A 20,511-nucleotide genomic window follows, 5' to 3' on the forward strand; every position below is an offset into this window, starting at 1 on the left:
CAGTCGGGCGGGCCGGACACGTGCCACACCGTCTGGTGGCCTGCTTCGAGCAGGTGGGTGGTGGCCTCGTACGCCCCGGCCGCCTGGTCGACCGTGACCAGCGGCGTCGCGCGTTCCGGGTCGCCGTCCACGGTCACCAGCGGCAGCTCGGCCGGTACGTCGGCGAGCGCGTCGGCCGCGGACGAGTTCGGCGCGATCACCACGATCCCGGCCACGCGCTGGTCGCGGTGACGCTCGACCGCGGCCGCTATCGACTCGCGGTCCAGGATCTTCACCCTGCCGACGCTGACCCCGAACCCGGCCTCCCCCGCCGCCTCCTCGAAGGCGGACAGGAGCGAGGCTGGACCGTACAGAGTGGAGTTCTGCGCCACCACGCCGATCAGCTGCGTTTTGCCGGTGACCAGCGCACGAGCCGCCCGGTTGGGCCGGTAGCCCAGTTCCTTGATGGCGGCCCGCACCCGCAGGCGGGTCTGCTCGCGGACGTTCGGGTGGTCGTTGAGCACACGCGAAACCGTCTGGTGGGACACCCCTGCGAGGCGTGCGACGTCGGTCATCGCGGGGTCACGCGTGGTCTTCTGGTCCACGGACGGTCTCCGATCCTTGGTCTAGACCGATGATGTTAGCGATAACACCCGTCGGTCTTGATTCAGCACACCCATTGTGGCCGCTACTCGGGCCGGAACGTCGCACGTCGGCGCGCGTCGCGGTCGTTTCCGGGTTTGCCGACCACCAGTCTGCCCCGGTCGTGGATGAGATAAGAATCTGCTCCAACATTCAACGAAATCGCCTTGCCGTCGGCGAGCCCCCGCACCTGGACGAAGCTCGCCGCCCGGCCGTAGGCGTCCGAGTCCTCGAACGGGTCGATGCGGACGGCATCGGAGTCCACCCGCACGTACCTGTCCGGGAAGTTCACCGACTGCAGTGCGACCGTGCCGGAGCCGAGGAACCCCGGTACGAACCGGAACTGCGAGTCGGCCAGCTCGCGGACGTTGCCGTCGACCCGCATCCGGTACTCGTAGTGCCGCACGAACAGTCCGTCCATCGTGGCCAGACGGACGATCGGCCCGCCCTTGCCGACCGGAACGCCGAAGCTCGGCGTGCCGTCGTCGTTCCAGTGCAACCGCTGCACGCGGGTGTGCCGGTTCGGGTCGAACAGCGGATCACCGTTGATGTCGCGGTAGTCGCGGGCGTGGTAGACGAGCACATCCATCGATCCGACCGTGGTGAACGAGTTGTGCCCAGGCCCGTACTGCGACGTCGGCACATGGGTCGTGAAGATCGGGTTCGGCGACTTCGTCCACGACCGGGCGTCGAGCAGGTTCGCGTTCTCGTCGGCGGTCAGCAGGCCCATGCAGTAACGGGCGTCGGTCGCGCTCGCGGAGAACGTGACGAACACCCGGCCGTTGCGGATCAGCACCGCGGGCCCCTCGTTCACCCGGAAGCCCTGCACCTCCCACGACATCGTGGGCGTGGCGATCCGCACCGGCGTTGTCTTCAACGCGAGCGGTGAGGCCATCTCGGCGATGTAGAGGTTGGTGCCGGAGCCGACGGCCGGATCGTTCTGCGCCCACAGGAAGTAGCGCTTCCCGCGGTGCGCGAACGTGGTCGCGTCCAGCGTGAACGTGTCCAGATGTGTGACGACCTGACCGCGCAGGACCCAGCCGCCCTCGCGCGGGTCGGCGTTGGCGGACTCAAGCACGTACGTGCGGATGCGGAACGGTTCGTCCTTGTCGCCGGCAGCGAAGTAGATGTACCACTTGCCGTCGATGCGGTGCAGTTCCGGCGCCCAGATGTAGCCGCCCATCTTGCCGGTGGCCGGACGACGCCAGATCGTGCGTTCCCGCGCGGACGCCAGGCCGTCCAGCGTGGACGCTCCGCGGACGACGATCCGGTCGTACTCCGGCACGGACCCGGTCATGTAGTACATGCCGTCGGTCGGCGGCGTGATGAACGGGTCGGCACGCTGTTCGACCAGCGGGCTGCGGGTCGGCAGTTCGGCGAGAGGTTCCGGCGCGGCCGCAACAGGGGCGGAGGCCGCGAGGGGCACCACGCCGACGGCGGCGAGCACACCACCTGTGCGCAGCAGGGATCTGCGGTCGATCACTTGCGGCTCCTGTCCTTGACGCGGAAGACCGTGATGGAGTTCGGCGGGAACGTGTGGGTGAACGAGCTGCGCACGCTGATCTGCTGGGTGCGTGGCTTGATCGGCTGGACGAACTCGGTGTTGACGTCGTCGGGACGTCCCTGCAGGACGGTGACCCGCGCGGTGGACGCCACCGGCACGCCGAGGTCGATCTTGGTGCGGGCGGCGTTGTCCTGGGCGTTGACGACCTTGACGATCAGCTCGCCGGTCGCGAGATCGCGGGTGATGACCTGGCGGAACGGTTCCACGCGCGAGTCGTCGGTGAACTCGCCCCACTTCTGGCCGTCGAGGAACAGCGCGACGTGCCGTCCTCGCACCTCGACCCGCACGTCGTAGGCGCGGCCCGTGTCGATGCTGGTGCCGTTGCTCATCAGCGTGCTCTTGGCACCGCCGACTGCTTTCTCCACCGCGGACTGGGTGTTGTTCCAGCCGCCGAGGTTCCACCAGTAGTAGTTGCCGGTGTCCTGCACGCCGAACGCGACCAGGAAGCCCTCGCGACCGGACTGCTTGGTGGCCTTGAGGTTCAGCGTGTAGTCACGCCAGTTCTTGTCGCCGGCGGTCACCAGGGTGTCCTCGGCTGCGGCGTCGGACTGGACGTAGGCGCCGTTCACGACGTTCCAGGTGCCCTTGCCGGTCTTGGTCCACTGCGCGTCGGTGCCGGAGAAGGCGTCGCTGAACAGCTGCTGACCGGACGCGTTGGTGACGCGCACGTCGTCGTAGCTGGCGGCGGTCGCCCACGTCGAGAGCCCGATCGCGCCCGTGATCGGTGCCTGGGTGGACGGCGTCGCCGACGCGGTGCTGGGCACGACCTCATCGCCCACGTTGTTCATGAACAGCTTCTGCGTCTCGTAGCTCGCCGATCCCCACGACGCGTGGTTGTTGAACCAGATCATGTCCGGCTTCCACTGCACGTAGTCCTCGTTGGACAGCAGCGGTGCGTAGGAGGCGAGCTTCACGACGTCGGCGTTGCGTTCGAGACCGGTCATGAACGCGGCTTCGCTGAGCGCGTTGAAGAACTTGTTGTCCAGGGAGGCGTACTCGCCGAGGAACACCTTCGGACCGTTGCGGTCGTAGGAGTCGTAGCGGTTGTTGTTCTCCAGGAACCAGCTCGGGCTGTTGTAGTAGTGCTCGTCGACCATCTTCACGCCGGCCTGCTTGTTGAGCTGCCACAGCCGGTCGAACGTGCCGCCGGTGTCGTCGGGACCGGAGTTGCTGACGACGGTGATGTCCGGGTACTTGGCGTTGATGGCCTTGCGGAACTCGGTGAAGCGGGCGAAGAACTCGTCCGGCAGGTTTTCCTCGTTGCCGACCGCGAGGTGGGTGAGCTTGAACGGCTTGGGGTGGCCCATCTCGGCGCGCTTGCGGCCCCACGCCGAGTCGGCGGGTCCGTTGGCGAACTCGATGAGGTCCAGCGTGTCCTGGATGTGCCGTTGCAGCAGTGCGGGGTCGTTCGTGGCGCGGTTCTGTCCGCAGCCGGTGACCAGGGCGGGGACCACCGGCAGCGGCATCGCGCCGACGTCCTCGGAGAACTGGAAGTACTCGTAGTAGCCGAGGCCGTAGGACTGGTTGTAGCCCCAGAAGTTCCAGTTCGTGGCGCGCTGCTCGACCGGGCCGATGGTGTCCTTCCACTGGTACGACCGGCGGCGCTCGTAGTCCGGCGCGTCGTAGCCGTAGTGGCTGCCGGTGTTGACCAGGCAGCCGCCGGGGAACCGGACGAAGCCGGGCTTGAGCGCGGCGATCTTCTCGGCGAGGTCGCGGCGCAGGCCGTGGCCCTTGAAGGTGTCCTGCGGCATCAGCGAGATCATGTCGAGGCGCAGGGTTCCCGTGCCGCCGCCGGTGACCAGCAGCCGGCCGGTGGTCGTCGACTTCTTCGCGCGGACCGTGCCGGTGTAGCGGGTCCAGCCGTCGCCCTTGACCTGGACCTTCACCGAGTCACCCAGTGGAGTGCCAGCCGGATCGGTGATCGTGGCGGTCAGCGCGGTGGCGGCCTGGTCGGTTCGGGCCCAGACGGAGAAGTCGTAGCGCTGCCCTTCCTGGACCGCGATTCCGCTGTTGTAACCCGAGTTGATGACGCCCGCGGGGAGGCCGAGCTTCAGGTAACGGCGGTTGCGCTCGTTCATCCGGCCGTTGTCGTCGGCCACGTCTACGGTGCCGCTGTGCGGCGCCCATGCGGTCAGACCTGTGTAGTTCGCGTTGTCGGCCTTGTCGTACTCGAACGAGCGGTTCTGCACGAGCTCGGCGTAGAGCCCACCGTCGGCGGCCCGGTTGATGTCCTCGAAGAAGACGCCGTACATCGTGTCGTCGATCGACGCGCCCTTCTTCGCGGCGTCGACCTTGAGCGTGTAGTCGGTTTCGGCCGCCGCTCCGGAACCGGGCACTGCGGCCAGCAAGGAGGCCGCGAGCGCGGCGGACAGCAGAACGTGCCTGGGGGACATTGGGTTGAGCTCCCAGCATTCGTTGGTGGTCGCTGCAAAAGTGAGCGCTAACATACGACCGCTGCCAGATCAGGTCAACGGTCACAAGTCGTTATGGTTGAAGGCTTGACGGAGCCGATGTGAGCGTTCACTCTTGTCCACCTGATAGCCGCGACACGCGGCGGGCTCCGCGACACCGTAGTCACCTCGGAGGAAACCAAGTGCTCAAGAAGATCACGACAGCCGCCAGCGTGATCGCGCTGTGCGCGCTGACAGCGTGCGGCTCTGGTTCTGGTACCGGCTCTGGCAGTGGTAACACCGGCTCGGCCGGCGACACCATCACCATGGGCTTCGCCCAGGTTGGCGCCGAGAGCGGCTGGCGCACCGCGAACACCAAGTCGATCCAGGACGAGGCCAAGGCCGCCGGGGTCGACCTGAAGTTCTCCGACGCGCAGCAGAAGCAGGAGAACCAGATCAAGGCGATCCGGTCCTACATCCAGCAGAAGGTCAAGGTGATCGCGTTCAGCCCGGTCGTCGAGACCGGCTGGGACACCGTTCTGCTGGAGGCCAAGCGCGCGAACATCCCGGTCATCCTCACCGACCGCGCGATCGACTCCGACGACACGTCGCTGTACAAGACGTTCCTCGGCTCGGACTTCGTCGAGGAGGGCCGCAAGGCCGGCGACTGGATGGTGCAGAACGCCACCGGCCCGACGAACGTCGTGGAGCTGCAGGGCACCACCGGTGCCGCGCCGGCGATCGACCGCAAGAAGGGCTTCGAGGAGAAGATCGCGGCCAAGCCGGACATCAAGGTCGTCGCCTCGCAGACCGGTGACTTCACCCGCTCCGGCGGCAAGCAGGTCATGGAGGCGTTCCTCAAGTCCCAGCCGAAGATCGACGTCGTCTACGCACACAACGACGACATGGGTCTGGGTGCGATCGAGGCGATCAAGGCCGCAGGCAAGGTGCCCGGCAAGGACATCAAGATCATCACCGTCGACGCCGTCAAGGACGGCATGGCGGCGCTGGCCAACGGCGAGATCAACTTCATCGTCGAGTGCAACCCGTTGCTGGGCAAGCAGTTGATGGAGCTGGCGAAGAAGGTCGTCAAGGGCGAGGAGGTGCCGGCCAGGGTCGTGACCGTGGAGGGCACGTTCACCCAGGAGCAGGCCAAGGCCGCCCTCCCCACGCGCCAGTACTGATCCTGCTGTTCCCCACAAACTGCGGGGCCCGCCGTTCTCTCGCGCATCCGGCGGCGGGTCCCGCACCCCAGCGACGAAGGCCTCAGCTATGACAGAGTCCGTGAGTCCAATCGTCGAAATGCGAGGCATCAGCCTCGCATTTCCTGGCGTGAAGGCGTTGCAGGACGTCGACTTCCGGCTGTTCCCCGGTGAAGTGCACGCCCTCATGGGCGAGAACGGCGCCGGCAAGTCCACTCTGATCAAGACGCTCACCGGTGTGCACACGCCGGACAGCGGTTCAGTGCTGCTCTCCGGCGACACCGTCGCCTTCTCCTCCCCCGGCCAGGCCCAGCACGCCGGGATCAGCACGGTGTACCAGGAGGTCAACCTCTGCGCGAACCTCACGGTCGCGGAGAACATCCTGCTGGGCCGTGAACCCCGCCGGTTCGGCGGTATCGACTTCCCGGCGATGCGCACGAAGGCCGCCGAGGTGCTGACCCGCATCGGTGTCCACATCGACCCCGCGTCGGTGCTCAGCACGCACCCGATCGCGGTGCAGCAACTCGTCGCCATCGCCCGTGCCATCGCGGTCGACTGCCGGGTGCTGGTGCTCGACGAACCGACGTCCAGCCTGGACGCGGGCGAGGTCGCCGAGCTGTTCCGGATCATGCGGGTGCTGCGCGACGAAGGCGTCGCGATCCTGTTCGTGTCGCACTTCCTGGACCAGGTCTACGAGATCTCCGACCGGATGACCGTGCTGCGCAACGGAACCCTCGTCGGCGAGCACCTCACCAAGGACCTCGACCGCCGTGCGCTGATCTCCGCCATGATCGGCCGTGAGCTCGGCACCCTGGAGGCGATCGAGGACGCCAGCGAGCGCCTCAGCGCCTCCGGACCGGTCCTGGTCCACGCGGAGGGTCTGGGCAGGCGCGGCGCCATCGCGCCGTTCGACCTGGAGATCCGCGCGGGCGAGGTGGTCGGGCTGGCAGGTCTGCTCGGCTCCGGCCGCACGGAACTCGCGCGGCTGCTGTTCGGCGCCGACAAAGCCGACTCCGGCCGGTTGCTCGTCGACGGGACTCCGGTGCACCTGCGCGGTCCCAGGTCGGCCATCGCCGCGGGGATCGCGTTCTGCTCGGAGGACCGCAAGGGCGAAGGGCTCGTCGCGGATCTGAGCATCCGCGACAACCTGGTGCTGGCCATGCAGGCCGCACGAGGCTGGAGCCGTCCGGTGCCACGCAAGCTCAAGGACCAGCTCGTCGAGAAGTACCTGGCAGCGCTGGACATCCGGCCGGCCAACCCCGACGCGCTGGTGCGCACGCTCTCGGGCGGCAACCAGCAGAAGGTGTTGCTGGCCCGCTGGCTGGTGACCGAACCCCGGTTGCTGATCCTCGACGAGCCCACCCGTGGCATCGACATCGGCGCGAAGGCACAGATCCAGCAGCTCGTCACGACGCTGGCCGCGGAAGGCACTGCGGTGCTGTTCATCTCGGCGGAGCTGGAGGAGGTCGTGCGCATCGCCACCCGGATCGTGGTGCTGCGGGACCGGCACAAGATCGCCGAGCTGGACGGTGGCGCGAGCGTGGACGACGTCGTGGAACTGATCGCGGGCGAGCACGTTCCGGAAGAGGTGGCGTCGTGAAGAACCGTTTGCTGTGGCCTCTCCTCGCACTGGTCGCGTTGCTGTTGCTCAACCTCGTGGTCACGCCGTCCTTCTTCTCGTTGCGCATCCAGGACGGCCACCTCTACGGCGGCCTGGTCGACGTCCTCAAGAACGGCGCCCCGACGCTCCTCATCGCGCTCGGCATGACGCTGATCATCGCCACCCGCGGCATCGACCTGTCCGTCGGCGCGGTCGCGGCCATCGCGGGCGCGGTCACGTGTGTCCACATCGGATCGTCCGAGGACGCGGGCACGGCGTTCGCCGGCATGGCGATCGCGCTCGTCCTGTGCGCACTGCTCGGTCTGTGGAACGGGTTCCTGGTGGCAGGACTGGGTATTCAGCCCATCATCGCCACGCTGGTCCTGATGACCGCGGGCCGCGGTATCGCCATGCTGGTCACCGAGGGCCAGATCATCACCGTCAACAACAACGCGTACCGGCAGGTGGGCGCCGGGTTCGTGGTACTGCCGATCTCCATCCTGATCAGCCTGGCCGTGCTGGGACTGGTGGCGTTCACCACCCGCAAGACCGCACTGGGCATGCTGATCGAGGCGGTCGGGGTGAACCCGGAGGCATCCAGGCTCGCGGGTGTTCGCTCGCGAACCATCATCTGGACCGTGTACGTGTTCGCGGCGGTGTGCGCGGGCATCGCGGGCCTGATGATCAGCTCGAACGTCAGCGCGGCCGACGCCAACAACGCCGGCCTGTGGATCGAGATGGACGCGATCCTGGCCGTGGTCATCGGCGGCACGTCGCTCGCGGGCGGCCGTTACTCGCTCACCGGCACGCTGCTCGGCGCGTTGATCATCCAGACCCTCACCACCACCGTCTACACGATCGGCGTGGCGCCCGAGGTCACGCTGGTGTTCAAGGCGGTCGTCGTCATCGCCGTGTGCCTGGTCCAGGCGCCGAAGGCCCGCGCGGTGCTCAGCTTCCGGAAGGTTGCAGTCTCATGACCGCTCTCGCTACCCGGCTGCCGTCGCGGTTCCTGCCGGTCCTCGCGACCGTGGTGTTGTTCGCTTTGACGTTCGGCGTCGGCTCGGTTCGCTACGACGGTTTCGCCTCCGGACAGGTGATCGCGAACCTGTTCATCGACAACGCGTTCCTCATCGTGCTCGCGGCCGGCATGACGTTCGTGATCCTCAGCGGCGGCATCGACCTGTCCGTCGGCTCGGTCGTCGCGCTGTCCACCATGGTCACCGCGGAAGGTCTCAAGGCGGGCTGGTCGCTCCCGCTGGTGGTCGTCGCCGTGCTGCTCATCGGCTCGACGCTCGGCCTGCTGATGGGGCTGGTGATCCACAAGTTCGACATCCAGCCGTTCATCGTCACGCTCGCCGGCATGTTCCTGGCGCGCGGCCTGTGCTTCCTGATCAGCGTGGAGTCGGTGTCCATCAAGGACAGCACGGTCCGGTCCATCGCCACCGCCGTCATCGAGCTGCCCGGCGGCGTGACCATCACCTACAACGTGGTGATCGCGCTGCTGGTCGTTCTCGCCGCCCTCTACGTCCTGCACAGGACGCGGTTCGGCCGATCGGTCTACGCGGTGGGCGGCAACGAGTCGTCCGCGCTGCTGATGGGCCTGCCGACCGCGCGGGTCAAAGTCGGCGTCTACGTGATCAGCGGCTTCTGCTCGGCGCTGGCAGGGCTGCTGTTCAGCCTCTACATGCTGTCCGGCTACGGCCTGCACGCCGTCGGCATGGAACTGGACGCGATCGCGGCCGTCGTCATCGGCGGCACCCTGCTCGCGGGCGGGGTCGGGTACGTGCTCGGCTCGCTGGCCGGAGTGCTGGTCCTCGGCACGATCCAGACGCTGATCTCGTTCCAGGGCACGCTCAGCTCGTGGTGGACGAAGATCGTGATCGGCGCGCTGCTGCTGGTGTTCATCGCGGTCCAGCGGACGCTGGTGCGACAACGGCCCAGCTGAACGTGAAATGCCCGGCGCCAGTACTTCCCGGCGCCGGGCATTTCGCTGTGGTGAGCCGGTTCTCTAACCGAAGTTCACGTCGCTGCACCACATGTAGGCCTGGTCCAGGTGCGAGGCCTGCCAGATCGTGAACACGATGTGGTGTCCCCGGTAGCCACCGGAGGTCTGGACGTTGAACGTGATGTCCTTGGCCGGTGCGAACCTGCCGGTCTGCGTGATGAAGTCCAGGTTGCCCCAGCCGAGGCGCTGGGTGGTGGGGTCGAACCCGTTCTTGCTGACGTAGACCCGGAAGTAGTCGGCACCGTGGCTGGCCTGGTCGTACAGGTGCATCGTGAAGTTGCTGCCGACGTTCGTGGTCTTCCACTGGCCGGGAGTGTTCAGGGAGTTGTTGCGTGACAGGGCGTTGCTGCAGAGCTGCCCGTCGGGGGTGGACCCCTGGAAGTTTCCGCGAAGTCCGTCCCGCAGCGCGCTCATCCAGTTCCACATGGTGTCGGCGTTGGCCTGGAAAGCCTGGTAGCACATGGGGTCCTGCTCCCGCATGGCGGGATTGGTGTGCTGACTGCCCCAGGTCTTCCAGCACTGGTAGGCACGGGTGGCAGGGCTGATGATCGTGCCGTGCGCCGAGGCCGTCGGAGTCCAGACGAACGTGCAGACCAGCATGCTGATGATCAGTGCGATGACGCCCCGTCGTCTGGTGACGGACCCGGAGGAGCTGCGCATACGCATGAATGAGCCTCCATTCTCCGATGATCGAGCAGCAGCGGCGGAATGGGAGCGCTCCCAGAACATTTAGCCTACAGGTCACTCTGCGAAACTTCAAGGAAACATTCAGTGAGGGCCTGCCCGCACCGTCACGGCACGGAGTCGCCGGCCCGGACCAGGCCGCTCTGGTAGGCGATGACGACGAGTTGCGCCCGATCGCGGGCGCCGAGCTTGGCCATGGCCCGGTTCGCATGGGTCTTGACGGTCAACGGGGACAGGAAGACCCGCTCGCCGATCTCGTCGTTGGTCAGGCCGTGGGCGACGAGCACCAGAACCTCGCGTTCGCGTTCGGTCAGCCGGTCCAGCCCCTCCGGCGGCGGAAGCGGTTCCGGCTGGGCCTGGCTCAGGAACTGAGTGACCAGGCCGCGGGTGGCGGCCGGGGACAGCAGCGCCTCGCCCGCGGCGACCACCCGGATGGCGCGCAGCAACTCGGCGGGCTCGACGTTCTTGCCCAGAAAGCCGCTGGCACCGGCGCGGAGCGCGCGGACGACGTTCTCGTCGTTCTCGAAGGTGGTGAGCACCAGGATCCGGACGCCTGCGAGGTCTTCGGCGGCGGCGATCTCGCGGGTCGCCTCGATGCCGTCGCACTCCGGCATCCGGATGTCCATGAGAACGACGTCGGCACGGCACGTCCTGGCCAGCCGCACGGCCTCACGCCCGTTGCCTGCCTCCCCCACGATCTCGATGTCGGGCTCGGAGGCGAGGAACATCCGGAACCCGGCGCGGATCAGCGGCTGGTCGTCGACGAGCAGCACCCGGATGATCATGCGGTCACCGCGTGCACGTCCGTGGGCAGTGACGCGTGCACCGCGAACCGGCCGGATCCGTCCACCCCGGCGGTGACCCTGCCGCCGATGGCCGCGGCGCGTTCACACATGCCGAGGATGCCGTAGCCGGATCCCTGGCCCGGCCGGGCGCGGCCGACGGGGTTGGTGATGTCGAGCGTGACGGCCTGAGGGGTGTAGGCGACGGTCAGATCGGCGGTCCCGTCGCCGTACTTCCTGGCGTTGGTGAGCGCTTCCAGTGCGATCCGGTAGGCCGCGACGTCGACGGCGGCGGGCAGTTGTCTCGCCTCTCCGGACCGGTGGTGGTCGACGGTGAGGTGGTCGGCGATGTCATCGAGCAGGTTCGTCAGCTGCGCGAGCCCCCGCGGCGGCCGGGTGGGTGCCGCCGGATCGCGGGAGTCGCGCAGGAGGCCGACGACGTAGGCCGTCTCCTTCAGGGCGGCGTCCGCGGAACGGCTGATCGCGTCCAGCGCCGCCGCGACCTGTTCCGGACGGCTCTGGCCGATGTGCCGGGCGCCGGTGGCCTGCACCTTGACGACGGCGATGTGGTGGGCGACCACGTCGTGGAGCTCCCTGGCGATCCGGAGCCGCTCCTCGACGACCCGGCGGCGGGCCTCCTCCTCGCGGGTCTGCTCCGCACGCGTCGCGCGGTCTTCGACGGCCGCGATGTAGGCCCGCCTGCTGCGGGTCGCGTCGCCGTAGGCGGCTGCCATCCCGAGGAACGCGAGATCCACGCTGTTTCCCGGATCCCACCAGGGTTCCGGGCCGCCGGCGAGGTGGGCGAGCCATCCAACCGCGAACACGCCGAGCGTGGTCAGCCAGACGGTGCGGCGGTCGGTCGCCAGTGCGACGGTGTAGATGGCGGCCATGAGCGCGACGGTCACCGCCAGCGGCTGGCTGCCGAGAACGACGGTGAGCGGGACCGCGGCAACGGTCGTACCGGCCAGCACCGGCCACGGTGCCAGGCGACGGCACGCGACGGTGACGAACACCAGCATCGCGGCGGCGACGTGGTGTCCGGTGGCCTCCTGCTGGGGCTCTCCGAGCGGGGTGAAGTGCGACGTGGCGATCGACAGCGCGGCCAGGCAGAGTCCCACCGCGGCGTCGGTCCACTGTGGATGAAGCCCGGCTGCCCGCCGCAAACCGGCAAGTTCCATGGTTTTCATCGTAGGGAGCGCGGCTGACCCGTGCGTCATCCTCGCGCAGTACGCGAAACGCTCCGGATGCGGTACAGCGACGTCCGGGGCGCTGCGTCCGCGGCGGTGAGCTGACCGCGGCGGGACGACGCGGCCGGACGGCCGCTCCGGCGATGGTGAACGCCCAAGATCCGACCGACTCGAGGGAATCGCCATCATGTCTGCATTGGCTCGGTTGAGCCTCGCCAACCGGGGGCTGGTCGCGCTCATCACGCTGATCGTGCTCGGCTTCGGCGCTTACGCCGTCCCGCAGCTCAAGCAGCAGCTCCTGCCACCCCTGTCGCTCCCGGTGGCGGTGGTCACGGCGCAGCTCCCCAGCGCGCCGCCGGAGATCGTCGCGCAGCAGCTCACGACACCGATCGAGACCGCGGTGAAGTCGGTCAGCGGTGCCACCTCCGTCACCTCGGTCTCCCGTGAGGGATACGCGACGGTCGAGGTCTCGTTCGACTACAGCACACCGTCCGACGACATGGTCAGCCGGCTGCAGTCCGCCGTCGGCCGCATCTCGGGACAGCTGCCGGAGGGCAGCGACCCGCAGGTGAGCGCGGGGTCGTTCGAGAACGTCCCGATCATGCAGGTGTCGGCGAGCGGCACCGCCGACCCGCGGGCGTTCACCGAACGGCTGCGGCGAGCGGTCGTGCCGAAGCTCCAGGGCGTCAAGGGTGTGCGCGGGGTGGAGCTCCTCGGCGGCACCAGCGACCACATCAGGATCACCCTCGACCCCGCTAAGGCCGCGGCCGCGGGAGTCACCACCGCGGCCATCTCCGAAGTGCTGCGCGCCAACGGCTCGGCGGCACCGGCCGGCACGCTGACGCAGCAGAAGGAGTCGCTCTCGATCCAGGTCGGAGCCGCCCTGCGCTCCGTGGACGACGTCCGCAACCTGTTCGTGGCCCCGCAGGCGCAGGAGCAGGGGCAGTCCGACGCACCCGCACGCGCCCCGGTGCGGCTCAGCTCCGTCGCGACGGTCGACCTGGTGCCCGACGAGGTCACCTCGCTCACCCGAGTCGACGGCAAGCCGAGCATCGGCCTGTCCGTGACGATGCGCCCTGACGGGAACGCGGTGTCGATCTCGCACGACATCCGTGCCCTGCTGCCCGATCTCCAGCGCGAGCTCGGCGGCGACGCGAAGCTGACCATCACCTCCGACAGCGCGCCGTCCATCGAGAAAGCCGTCGAAGGGCTGACCACCGAAGGCATGCTCGGCCTCGGGTTCGCCATCATCGTGATCCTGATCTTCCTGATGTCGCTGCGCTCGACGCTGGTGACCGCGCTGTCCATTCCGGTGTCGCTGGTGATCGCCCTGCTCGCGCTCTGGGCGCGGGGCTACACGCTCAACCTGCTCACGCTGGGGGCGCTGACCATCGCCGTCGGACGGGTCGTCGACGACTCGATCGTGGTGCTGGAGAACATCAAACGTCACCTCAGCTATGGCGAGCCAAAACGTCAGGCGGTGCTGACCGGCGTGCGGGAGGTCACCGGCGCGGTCGTCTCCTCGACGCTCACCACGGTCGCGGTGTTCCTGCCGATCGCGTTCATCGGTGGCTTCATCGGGCAGGTCTTCGGGCCGTTCGCGATCACCATCACCGTGGCACTGCTGGCATCGCTGCTCGTCTCGCTCACCATCGTGCCCGCGTTCGCGTACTGGTTCCTCCGCCAGCCGGCAGGCGCCGACTCGCCGGAGGAGCGCGAACGGATCCACCAGGAGGCCTCCGAAAAGGAACGGCGCGGCCTGTTGCAGCGGATCTACGTGCCGGTGATCGAGTTCGCCACCCGGCGACGGTTGACGACACTGCTGATCGGCGCCCTGGTGTTCCTCGGCACGGCGGGCCTCGCCACCCAGCTGCAGACGAACTACCTCGACCAGAGCGACACGACCGCGGTCACCGTGACGCAGAAGATGCCTGTCGGCACGAGCCTCGCGGCCACCGACGCCGCGGCGACCAAGGTCGAGAAGATCCTCACCGAGTACCCGGAGGTCGCGATCTCCCAGGTGACGATCGGCGCCTCCGGTACGTCCGGCACCTTCGGCGGAGAGAGCAACGGCGGCGAGGCCACCTTCACGATCAACGTGAAGGAAGGCACGGAGCTCACGGCGTTCATGAAGAAGGTGCGGGACCGGCTCACGACGGTGACCGACATCGGCACGACCACGGTCGGGGCCGGCGACGACATGGGCGGCAGCTCCAACGGGCTGGAGGTCGTCGTCCGTTCCAGCGACCCGGCGACGCTCGCCGAAGCTGCCGAACAGGTCCGCGCGGCCGTGGCTGCCACGCCGAACGTCATCAACGTGGCCAGCAACCTCGCGGCCAGCGCTCCACGGGTCGACATCACCGTCAACCGGGAGGCCGCCGCCCGCCACGGCCTCAGCGACACCGCGATCGCGGAACACGTCTCGACCGTGTACCGAGGGGTGACCCTCACCTCGGCCACGGTCGACGGCAGGCAACGCGACATCGTGCTGCGCAGCGGCACCGCACCGGCCGACCTGGACGCCCTGCGCGCCATGCAGGTACCGACGTCCTCCGGCCCGGTCCGCCTCGACGCGCTCGCCGGCGTGCAGCGGGTCGCGGGACCGGTGCAGATCACCCACGTCGACGGGACGCGCTTCGCCTCGATCACCGGCACCGCCGACACGTCCGACACCGGCGCGGTCACCTCCGACCTGGAAACCAGGCTGGCGGCGTTGAAGCTCCCTGCCGGTGCCACCTACACCATCGGCGGGGTCAGCGCCGACCAGGCGCTCGCGTTCACCGACCTGGGCCTGGCACTGGGCGCCGCGGTCATCCTCGTGTTCCTGATCATGGCGGCCACGTTCCGCAGCATCGTCCAGCCGCTCGTCCTGCTGGTGTCGATTCCGTTCGCGGCGACCGGTGCGGTGGTCCTGATGCTGCTCACCGGGACCGCGCTCGGCCTGCCGGGCCTGATCGGGCTGCTGATGCTGATCGGCATCGTCGTGACCAACGCGATCGTGCTCATGGACCTGATCAACCAATATCGGGCACAGGGCATGGGCATCCACGAGGCGGTGGTCGAGGGAGGGCGGCGACGGCTTCGCCCGATCCTCATGACCGCCGTGGCCACGATCTGCGCCCTGAGCCCGATGGCCCTGGGCATCACCCAAAGCGGCGAGTTCATCTCGCGGCCGCTGGCGATCGTGGTCATCGGCGGGCTCATCAGTTCGACGCTGCTGACCCTCGTCCTCGTGCCGACCCTGTACACCATGGTCGAGGGATCGAAGGAGCGGCGGCGGGCGAAGACGCCGAAGCCGGAGGCGAAGGAGCCCGTGTTGAGCGGATCGCACTCCGGCGGCTGATCCCGTCGACCGAACCGCCGGGCACGTGCCCGGCGGTTCGTGCCGGAGGATGATCGCTTTCTCACAGCGATCTGAGAGGACCGTTCATGCAGCTGGGGTTGAAGAACCTCATCGACCAAGAACTCCTGGTGCACGTCGAGGAGTGCCGGGCCGCCAATGCCGCGTCGCCGACGGGGAAGGGCCCGAGCGACCTGGACGAGCTGCGGGAGGTACGAGCCAAGCGGCCGGCACCCGCCGACTCGGCAGCCGTCGAGCACGTGGCCGAAGCCGATGGTCGCCAAGTGCCCATCAGAGTCCTCTCCCCCAGCGGCACGCCAAGCGGCGTCTACCTGGACCTGCACGGTGGCGGCTTCTACATGGGGTCGGCAGCGCACGACGACGCGCGCAACCAGCAGCTCGCGGACGCGCTCGGAGTCGTCGTGGTGAGCGTGGACTACCGGCTGGCCCCGGAAGATCCCTGGCCGGCCGCGCCCGACGACTGCGAAACAGCGGCACTGTGGCTCCTCGACCACGCCGAGGCCCGCTTCGGCACGGCGCGGCTGGCCATCGGCGGGTTCTCCGCGGGAGCCACGCTGGCCATGACAACGTTGCTGCGCCTGCGTGACCGCGGCACGCAGGACGCGTTCACCGGCGCCGCGCTCCAGTTCGGCACGTACGACCTCAGTGGGCTTACCCCGGCGGGCCGGCTGATCGCGGACGAGTACTTCATCCAGGCCTACGCCGGGCACGTGGCCGACCGCACCGTCCCCGACATCTCCCCGATCTACGGCGACCTGCGCGGCCTGCCTCCGGTGCTGCTGGTCGTCGGCGGCCTCGACGTCCTGCTGGAGGACAACCTGGCCATGGCGGCCCGAGTCTGCGCGTCCGGCGGCGAGGTCGACCTCCGCGTCTACCCGGAAGCACGGCACGGCTTCACGTCCAGTGACACCGGCATGGCCAAGGCGGCGCGGCACGACATCGAGTGCTGGCTCGCCGGCCGTCTCCGCGCGGCGTCCTGAACTAAGCTGGTCGTCAGCGCGGATGGGGGTTCGGTGGGATCGGCGGTCGAGATCGCCCTGCTCGGAGAGGTGAGCGCGCAGGTCGGCGGCCGGCCCGTCGAACTGGGGCCTGCGCGGCAGCGGTGCGTGCTCGCGGCGCTGGCAGTCGACGTCAACAAGGCCGTGTCGGTGACCCAGCTGACCGAACGGGTCTGGGGCGCCGACCCACCGCCGCGATCACGGGCGACGCTGCACAGCTATCTCTCCCGGTTGCGGCAGGCGTTCGCGGACACCGGCATCACGCTGGCCAGCCGGTCGAACGGGTACGTGCTCGCCACCGAAGAGTCCACTGTGGACCTCACGCGGTTCCGGAAGCTCCGCGACGAAGCGCGCCGGCAGACGAGCGACGAGGCCATCGCCCGCATTCTCACCGAAGCCACCGAACTGTGGCGGGGCGAGCCGCTGACGGGCATCGGCGGCGAGTGGGCCGACCTCACCCGCGACCGGCTCACCCAGGAGCGCGACGCCGCCGAGCTCGATCTCGTCGACGCACGGCTGCGGCTCGGCCATGGCCCCGAGCTGCTCGCGACGATCGCCGCCAGGGCGACGGCCTTGCCGTTCGACGAACGCGTGGCGGCACAGCACATGCAGGCGCTCGCGCAGGCCGGCCGGATCTCCGAAGCGCTCGAACGGTTCCGTGCCGTCCGCGCCAGGCTCATCGGGGAACTCGGCGCCGAGCCGGGCGCGGAACTGCGCACACTGCACGAGAAACTACTGCTCAGCGACCAAGAACCCGCCGAACCAACGGTGCCGAGGCAGCTGCCGTCCGCACCCGCGCAGTTCGTCGGCCGCCAGGAGGATCTCACCGAGCTGGACAACGCGATGCGCACGGTCGGGGTGGCGAGCATCGCGGGCGCGGGCGGGATGGGCAAGACGTGGCTCGCGCTGCACTGGGCACATCGCAACCTGCATCGCTTCCCGGACGGCCAGCTGTTCGTGGACCTGCGCGGGTTCAGCACGGACGAGACGCCGATGGAACCGGACGTCGCCGTCCGCGGTTTCCTGCACGCGCTCGGCCTCGACGCCAACCGGATCCCGCCCGACCCGCACGCCAGGGCCACGTTGTTCCGCGGCCTGACGGCCAGGAGACGGATGCTCGTGGTCATCGACAACGCTGTCGACGCCGCCCAGGTCGTGCCGGTCCTGCCCGGCGGCGACACCTGCCGGGTGCTGGTGACCAGCCGCACCCGGCTGCTGGGCCTCGTCACCGCTCACGGCGCCAAAGCGGTAGGCCTGGAGGTCCTCGCCGACCGCGACGCGAGCACGTTGCTGGCCGGCCGGATCGGTGAGACCAGGCTGAGCGCCGAACCTCTCGCCGTGGCACGGCTGATCGACCTGTGCGGCGGGCTGCCGCTGGCGTTGAGCATCGTCGGCGCGCGGATCCTCACCGAACCCGAGCTGTCGCTGGCCGCCATCGCCCGGCAGCTCGAGGAACTCGGGCTCGGCGCGCTCGACGCCGATCCGAGCGTCAGCGTGCCGGTCGTGCTCTCGTGGTCGTACCGAGCGTTGACCGGCAAGCAGAAGGAAATGTTCGCCCTGCTCGGCATCGCACCCGGCGAGGACATCGATCTCGGCGGCGCTGCCAGTCTCGCCGGAGTGTCCACAGAGGACGCCCAGGTCGTCCTTCGATCACTCGAGCAGGCGTCGCTGATCTCGATCGGCAGCGGGTTCCGGGCGCGGATGCACGACCTGGTCCGGGCGTACGCGGCGGAAAGGGCCCGGCACGTCGACACCGACGATGCCCTGCGCCGGCTCGTCGACCACCACGTGCACACCGCGCACGCCAACGACCGGTTGATCGACCCGCACCGTCCGTTGATCATTCTCGACCAGGCGAGTGCGGGCACCGTCAGCACACCGGCCGACGACAAGGCGGGCGCGCTGGCCTGGTTCGACGCCGAACGCGGGACGCGCCGAGCCGTCCAGCGGGCAGCCGCCGGACGTGGCTGGAACGACCGGGTCGTCCTGCTGGCCAGGGTGTCGCACGCGTACCACCAGCTGCGAGGTCACCTCGACGACGAGCTGGCCATGTGGCGGACCGCCATCGACGCCGCCGACGATCTCGCGGAACGGGTGGTGGCACACCGGATCATGGGCAGCAGCCTCGGCCAGGTCCAGCGCTACGACCGAGGCCCTGCACCACCTCAACTCCTCGCTGGCGCTGGCGGAGCAGGTCGGCGAGGCGCTCCCGCTGGCCGACGCGCACGGCACGCTGGCCTGGCTGTGGGCCAGCCGGTCGGAACACCACCGGGCCCTCGAACACGCCCAGGCCTCACTGCCGCACTACCGGAAGACCCGCAACGAGATGCTGATCGCCTTGGCGCACAACAACATCGGTTACTGCGCCGCAGAAGTCGGCGACACCGAGCAGGGCCGCGAACACGCCACGAACGCACTCACCCTGCTGCACGAACTCGGCGACCGGCAAGGCGAGGCGACCGCCGTCGACACGCTCGGGCGCATCGAGCACCAGGTCGGCAACCACGCCGAGGCGATCGCCCTCTACGAGCACGCCATCGAGCTGTACCAGGCCGAGAACGACGACTACAGCACCGCAGGCGTGCTCATCAACCTCGGCCACCCGCACCTCGCGCTCGAGCAACGCGACCAGGCCGTGCAGGTCTGGCAACGGGCACTGGAGATGTTCGAGCGGCAGGGGCGTGACGACGAGGCCGACCGCCTGCGCAAGCAGCTCGCGGCCGTGGCCGGGGACTGATCGACCAGGGTTGTTCACTGGCGCGAACGAGCCCCTGGCCCGGGAAGTGTGGTTCCTGCAAACGAGATCTCAAGGAGCCACGAAATGCCCACCATCACGCTGACCCAGCAGACCACCGCGACTCCCGAGCAGTTCGTCGCCGGCCTCACCGACTTCGGCCCCGGCCGCGCGGAGCTCTTCCCCAACAGCGCCGACGACTTCCTTCAGGTCCACGACCAGGGCGACACGTTCGCCGACGTCACCGAGGGCTCCGGCGGCATCTGGGAACGCCTGCACTACGACTGGTCCGATCTCAGCCACGTCGTCCTCAGGACCGTCGACTCCAACGTGTGGGGCGGACGTTCCGGCCACACCTACACGTTCTCGAAGCAGGCCGACGGGACGACGATCGTGCGCGCCGAGGTGGTGCGCGAAGGCAAGAACTTCAAGGGACGCCTGCTCGGCCTCTCACTGGGCCTGCTCGGCCAGAAGGTCCTGGGCGGAGCGCTCGCCAAGACGGTGAAGGCCGTCGAGGCGCGGGTTAGGTAAGGGTGCCCTGGGTCAGCCCGACCGGAGGAAGCTAACGTAGCCCGTCGTGAGCATCGTGGTGGAGCAACGCGGGCTGGAGTCCGCACCAGCCCAGGCGAGTCCGCATCGGCGGCGGCGCCTCGGGCTGGCGGGTCTGGTGGTGTTGCTCGCCGTGTCGGCGGTGCTGTCGCTGGTCATCGGCGCCCGGTCGCTCACCCCGGCCGAGGTGTGGCAGGGACTGTTCGGCGATCCCGGCTCCGACCAGCGGCTCACCGAGATCACGCTCATCGTGCAGACGCTGCGTGTGCCGCGGACGGTGCTCGCGATCGTGGCGGGCATCGCGCTCGGCGTCGCGGGTGCGTTGATCCAGGGCCACACTCGCAACCCCATCGCGGACACCGGTCTGCTCGGCGTCAACTCCGGGGCGTCGTTCGCCGTGGTGCTCGCGGTGTACCTCTTTGGGCTGCAGAACCCGATCCAGTACATGTGGTTCGCGTTCCTGGGCGCGGCGGCGGCAGGGGTGCTCGTGTTCGGGCTGTCCAGTCTCGGCCGCGGCTCCGGCAACCCGCTCACCCTCGCACTGGCGGGCCAGGGCGTCACGGTGTTCCTCGCCGCGATGACCACCGCGGTGGCGTTGTCCGACAAGCAGTCGCTGGACGTGCTGCGGTTCTGGAACGCGGGTTCCGTGCAAGGTGTCGGGTGGGACGTGATCGGGGTCGCGGCGATCTTCGTGGCCGTCGGGCTCGTCCTCTCACTGCTGAACCTGCCCACGATCAACCTGCTCAACCTCGGCGACGACGTGGCGCGCGGCCTCGGCGTGAACATCGCGGCCGGCCGGACCATCGGCGTCGTGGCCGTCACGCTGCTCGCGGG

At 68.8% G+C, this 20,511-nt stretch carries 15 protein-coding genes and 1 pseudogene; 10 read left to right on the forward strand and 6 right to left on the reverse strand.

Annotated elements, in window-relative coordinates:
- From FXN61_RS32485 to FXN61_RS32495, 3 genes are all read right to left on the reverse strand, one after another.
- The coding region (locus FXN61_RS32485) for a LacI family DNA-binding transcriptional regulator (protein WP_312878161.1) at positions 1-584 on the reverse strand (584 nt) is incomplete at its 3' end.
- 83 nt (positions 585-667) lie between these two features.
- Entirely contained in the window at positions 668-2,104 is a 1,437-nt protein-coding gene (locus FXN61_RS32490; RefSeq protein WP_167977794.1) for a family 43 glycosylhydrolase, read from the reverse strand.
- Positions 2,101-4,578 (reverse strand): alpha-L-arabinofuranosidase family protein, encoded by a 2,478-nt coding sequence (locus tag FXN61_RS32495; protein WP_167977795.1) that lies wholly within the window; start codon positions 4,576-4,578, stop codon positions 2,101-2,103. Before FXN61_RS32495 ends, FXN61_RS32490 begins: the two co-directional genes overlap by 4 nt.
- A gap of 200 nt (positions 4,579-4,778) precedes the next feature.
- On the opposite strand from FXN61_RS32495, the gene FXN61_RS32500 reads away from it, so the two are divergent.
- From FXN61_RS32500 to yjfF, 4 genes are all read left to right on the forward strand, one after another.
- Positions 4,779-5,759, forward strand: coding sequence for an ABC transporter substrate-binding protein (locus FXN61_RS32500; RefSeq protein ID WP_167977796.1), 981 nt, complete (start codon positions 4,779-4,781; stop codon positions 5,757-5,759).
- A 118-nt stretch (positions 5,760-5,877) separates the two neighbouring features.
- Complete coding sequence (locus FXN61_RS32505) at positions 5,878-7,377, forward strand: sugar ABC transporter ATP-binding protein (RefSeq protein ID WP_223165681.1); 1,500 nt, start codon at positions 5,878-5,880, stop codon at positions 7,375-7,377.
- Positions 7,374-8,354 carry an ABC transporter permease gene (locus FXN61_RS32510; RefSeq protein WP_167977798.1) on the forward strand — a complete coding sequence of 327 codons (981 nt, stop codon included), beginning with the start codon at positions 7,374-7,376 and terminating at the stop codon, positions 8,352-8,354. The genes FXN61_RS32505 and FXN61_RS32510 overlap by 4 nt, the downstream gene beginning before the upstream one ends.
- Complete coding sequence (yjfF, locus tag FXN61_RS32515; protein ID WP_167977799.1) at positions 8,351-9,322, forward strand: galactofuranose ABC transporter, permease protein YjfF; 972 nt, start codon at positions 8,351-8,353, stop codon at positions 9,320-9,322. The genes FXN61_RS32510 and yjfF overlap by 4 nt, the downstream gene beginning before the upstream one ends.
- 63 nt (positions 9,323-9,385) lie before the next feature.
- Here yjfF and FXN61_RS32520 read toward each other — a convergent pair whose 3' ends face one another.
- From FXN61_RS32520 to FXN61_RS32530, 3 genes are all read right to left on the reverse strand, one after another.
- Positions 9,386-10,048 carry a lytic polysaccharide monooxygenase auxiliary activity family 9 protein gene (locus FXN61_RS32520; RefSeq protein ID WP_167977800.1) on the reverse strand — a complete coding sequence of 221 codons (663 nt, stop codon included), beginning with the start codon at positions 10,046-10,048 and terminating at the stop codon, positions 9,386-9,388.
- Between the two features lie 125 nt (positions 10,049-10,173).
- Positions 10,174-10,851 carry a response regulator gene (locus FXN61_RS32525; protein WP_167977801.1) on the reverse strand — a complete coding sequence of 226 codons (678 nt, stop codon included), beginning with the start codon at positions 10,849-10,851 and terminating at the stop codon, positions 10,174-10,176.
- Complete coding sequence (locus tag FXN61_RS32530; RefSeq protein WP_167977802.1) at positions 10,848-12,026, reverse strand: sensor histidine kinase; 1,179 nt, start codon at positions 12,024-12,026, stop codon at positions 10,848-10,850. The genes FXN61_RS32525 and FXN61_RS32530 overlap by 4 nt, the downstream gene beginning before the upstream one ends.
- 196 nt (positions 12,027-12,222) lie before the next feature.
- Between FXN61_RS32530 and FXN61_RS32535 the strand changes: the two genes are divergently transcribed.
- The 6 genes and pseudogenes from FXN61_RS32535 to FXN61_RS32555 all read left to right on the forward strand — a co-directional run.
- Positions 12,223-15,378: an efflux RND transporter permease subunit gene (locus FXN61_RS32535; protein ID WP_167977803.1), complete on the forward strand. Its 3,156-nt coding sequence runs from the start codon at positions 12,223-12,225 to the stop codon at positions 15,376-15,378.
- Between the two features lie 86 nt (positions 15,379-15,464).
- Complete coding sequence (locus FXN61_RS32540; RefSeq protein ID WP_167977804.1) at positions 15,465-16,376, forward strand: alpha/beta hydrolase; 912 nt, start codon at positions 15,465-15,467, stop codon at positions 16,374-16,376.
- 126 nt (positions 16,377-16,502) lie between these two features.
- Positions 16,503-17,633 (forward strand): annotated as a pseudogene (locus FXN61_RS53070) (AfsR/SARP family transcriptional regulator); the annotation flags it as partial.
- Positions 17,634-18,720: 1,087 nt separating this feature from the next.
- A complete protein-coding gene (locus tag FXN61_RS53075; protein WP_246292281.1) occupies positions 18,721-19,131 on the forward strand; it encodes a tetratricopeptide repeat protein in 411 nt (136 codons plus the stop codon).
- An 84-nt stretch (positions 19,132-19,215) separates the two neighbouring features.
- The gene (locus FXN61_RS32550; RefSeq protein WP_167977805.1) at positions 19,216-19,659 is read left to right on the forward strand and encodes a hypothetical protein; all 444 of its coding nucleotides are present in this window, start codon (positions 19,216-19,218) and stop codon (positions 19,657-19,659) included.
- Positions 19,660-19,705: 46 nt separating this feature from the next.
- Positions 19,706-20,511, forward strand: an 806-nt coding sequence (locus tag FXN61_RS32555) for a FecCD family ABC transporter permease (RefSeq protein WP_223165682.1), incomplete at its 3' end; no start/stop codon positions are given.

Source organism: Lentzea indica (assembly GCF_012184385.1).
GTDB lineage: Bacteria > Actinomycetota > Actinomycetes > Mycobacteriales > Pseudonocardiaceae > Lentzea > Lentzea indica.

Excerpts from the sequence above, each read along its gene's own strand:
- FXN61_RS32495 (WP_167977795.1), bottom strand. The coding sequence starts at position 4,578 with ATGTCCCCCAGGCACGTTCTGCTGTCCGCCGCGCTCGCGGCCTCCTTG.
- yjfF (WP_167977799.1), top strand. The coding sequence starts at position 8,351 with ATGACCGCTCTCGCTACCCGGCTGCCGTCGCGGTTCCTGCCGGTCCTC.
- FXN61_RS32525 (WP_167977801.1), bottom strand. The coding sequence starts at position 10,851 with ATGATCATCCGGGTGCTGCTCGTCGACGACCAGCCGCTGATCCGCGCC.
- FXN61_RS32530 (WP_167977802.1), bottom strand. The coding sequence starts at position 12,026 with ATGGAACTTGCCGGTTTGCGGCGGGCAGCCGGGCTTCATCCACAGTGG.
- FXN61_RS32535 (WP_167977803.1), top strand. The coding sequence starts at position 12,223 with ATGTCTGCATTGGCTCGGTTGAGCCTCGCCAACCGGGGGCTGGTCGCG.
- FXN61_RS53075 (WP_246292281.1), top strand. The coding sequence starts at position 18,721 with ATGCTGATCGCCTTGGCGCACAACAACATCGGTTACTGCGCCGCAGAA.
- FXN61_RS32505 (WP_223165681.1), top strand. The coding sequence starts at position 5,878 with ATGCGAGGCATCAGCCTCGCATTTCCTGGCGTGAAGGCGTTGCAGGAC.
- FXN61_RS32550 (WP_167977805.1), top strand. The coding sequence starts at position 19,216 with ATGCCCACCATCACGCTGACCCAGCAGACCACCGCGACTCCCGAGCAG.
- FXN61_RS32520 (WP_167977800.1), bottom strand. The coding sequence starts at position 10,048 with ATGCGTATGCGCAGCTCCTCCGGGTCCGTCACCAGACGACGGGGCGTC.
- FXN61_RS32540 (WP_167977804.1), top strand. The coding sequence starts at position 15,465 with ATGCAGCTGGGGTTGAAGAACCTCATCGACCAAGAACTCCTGGTGCAC.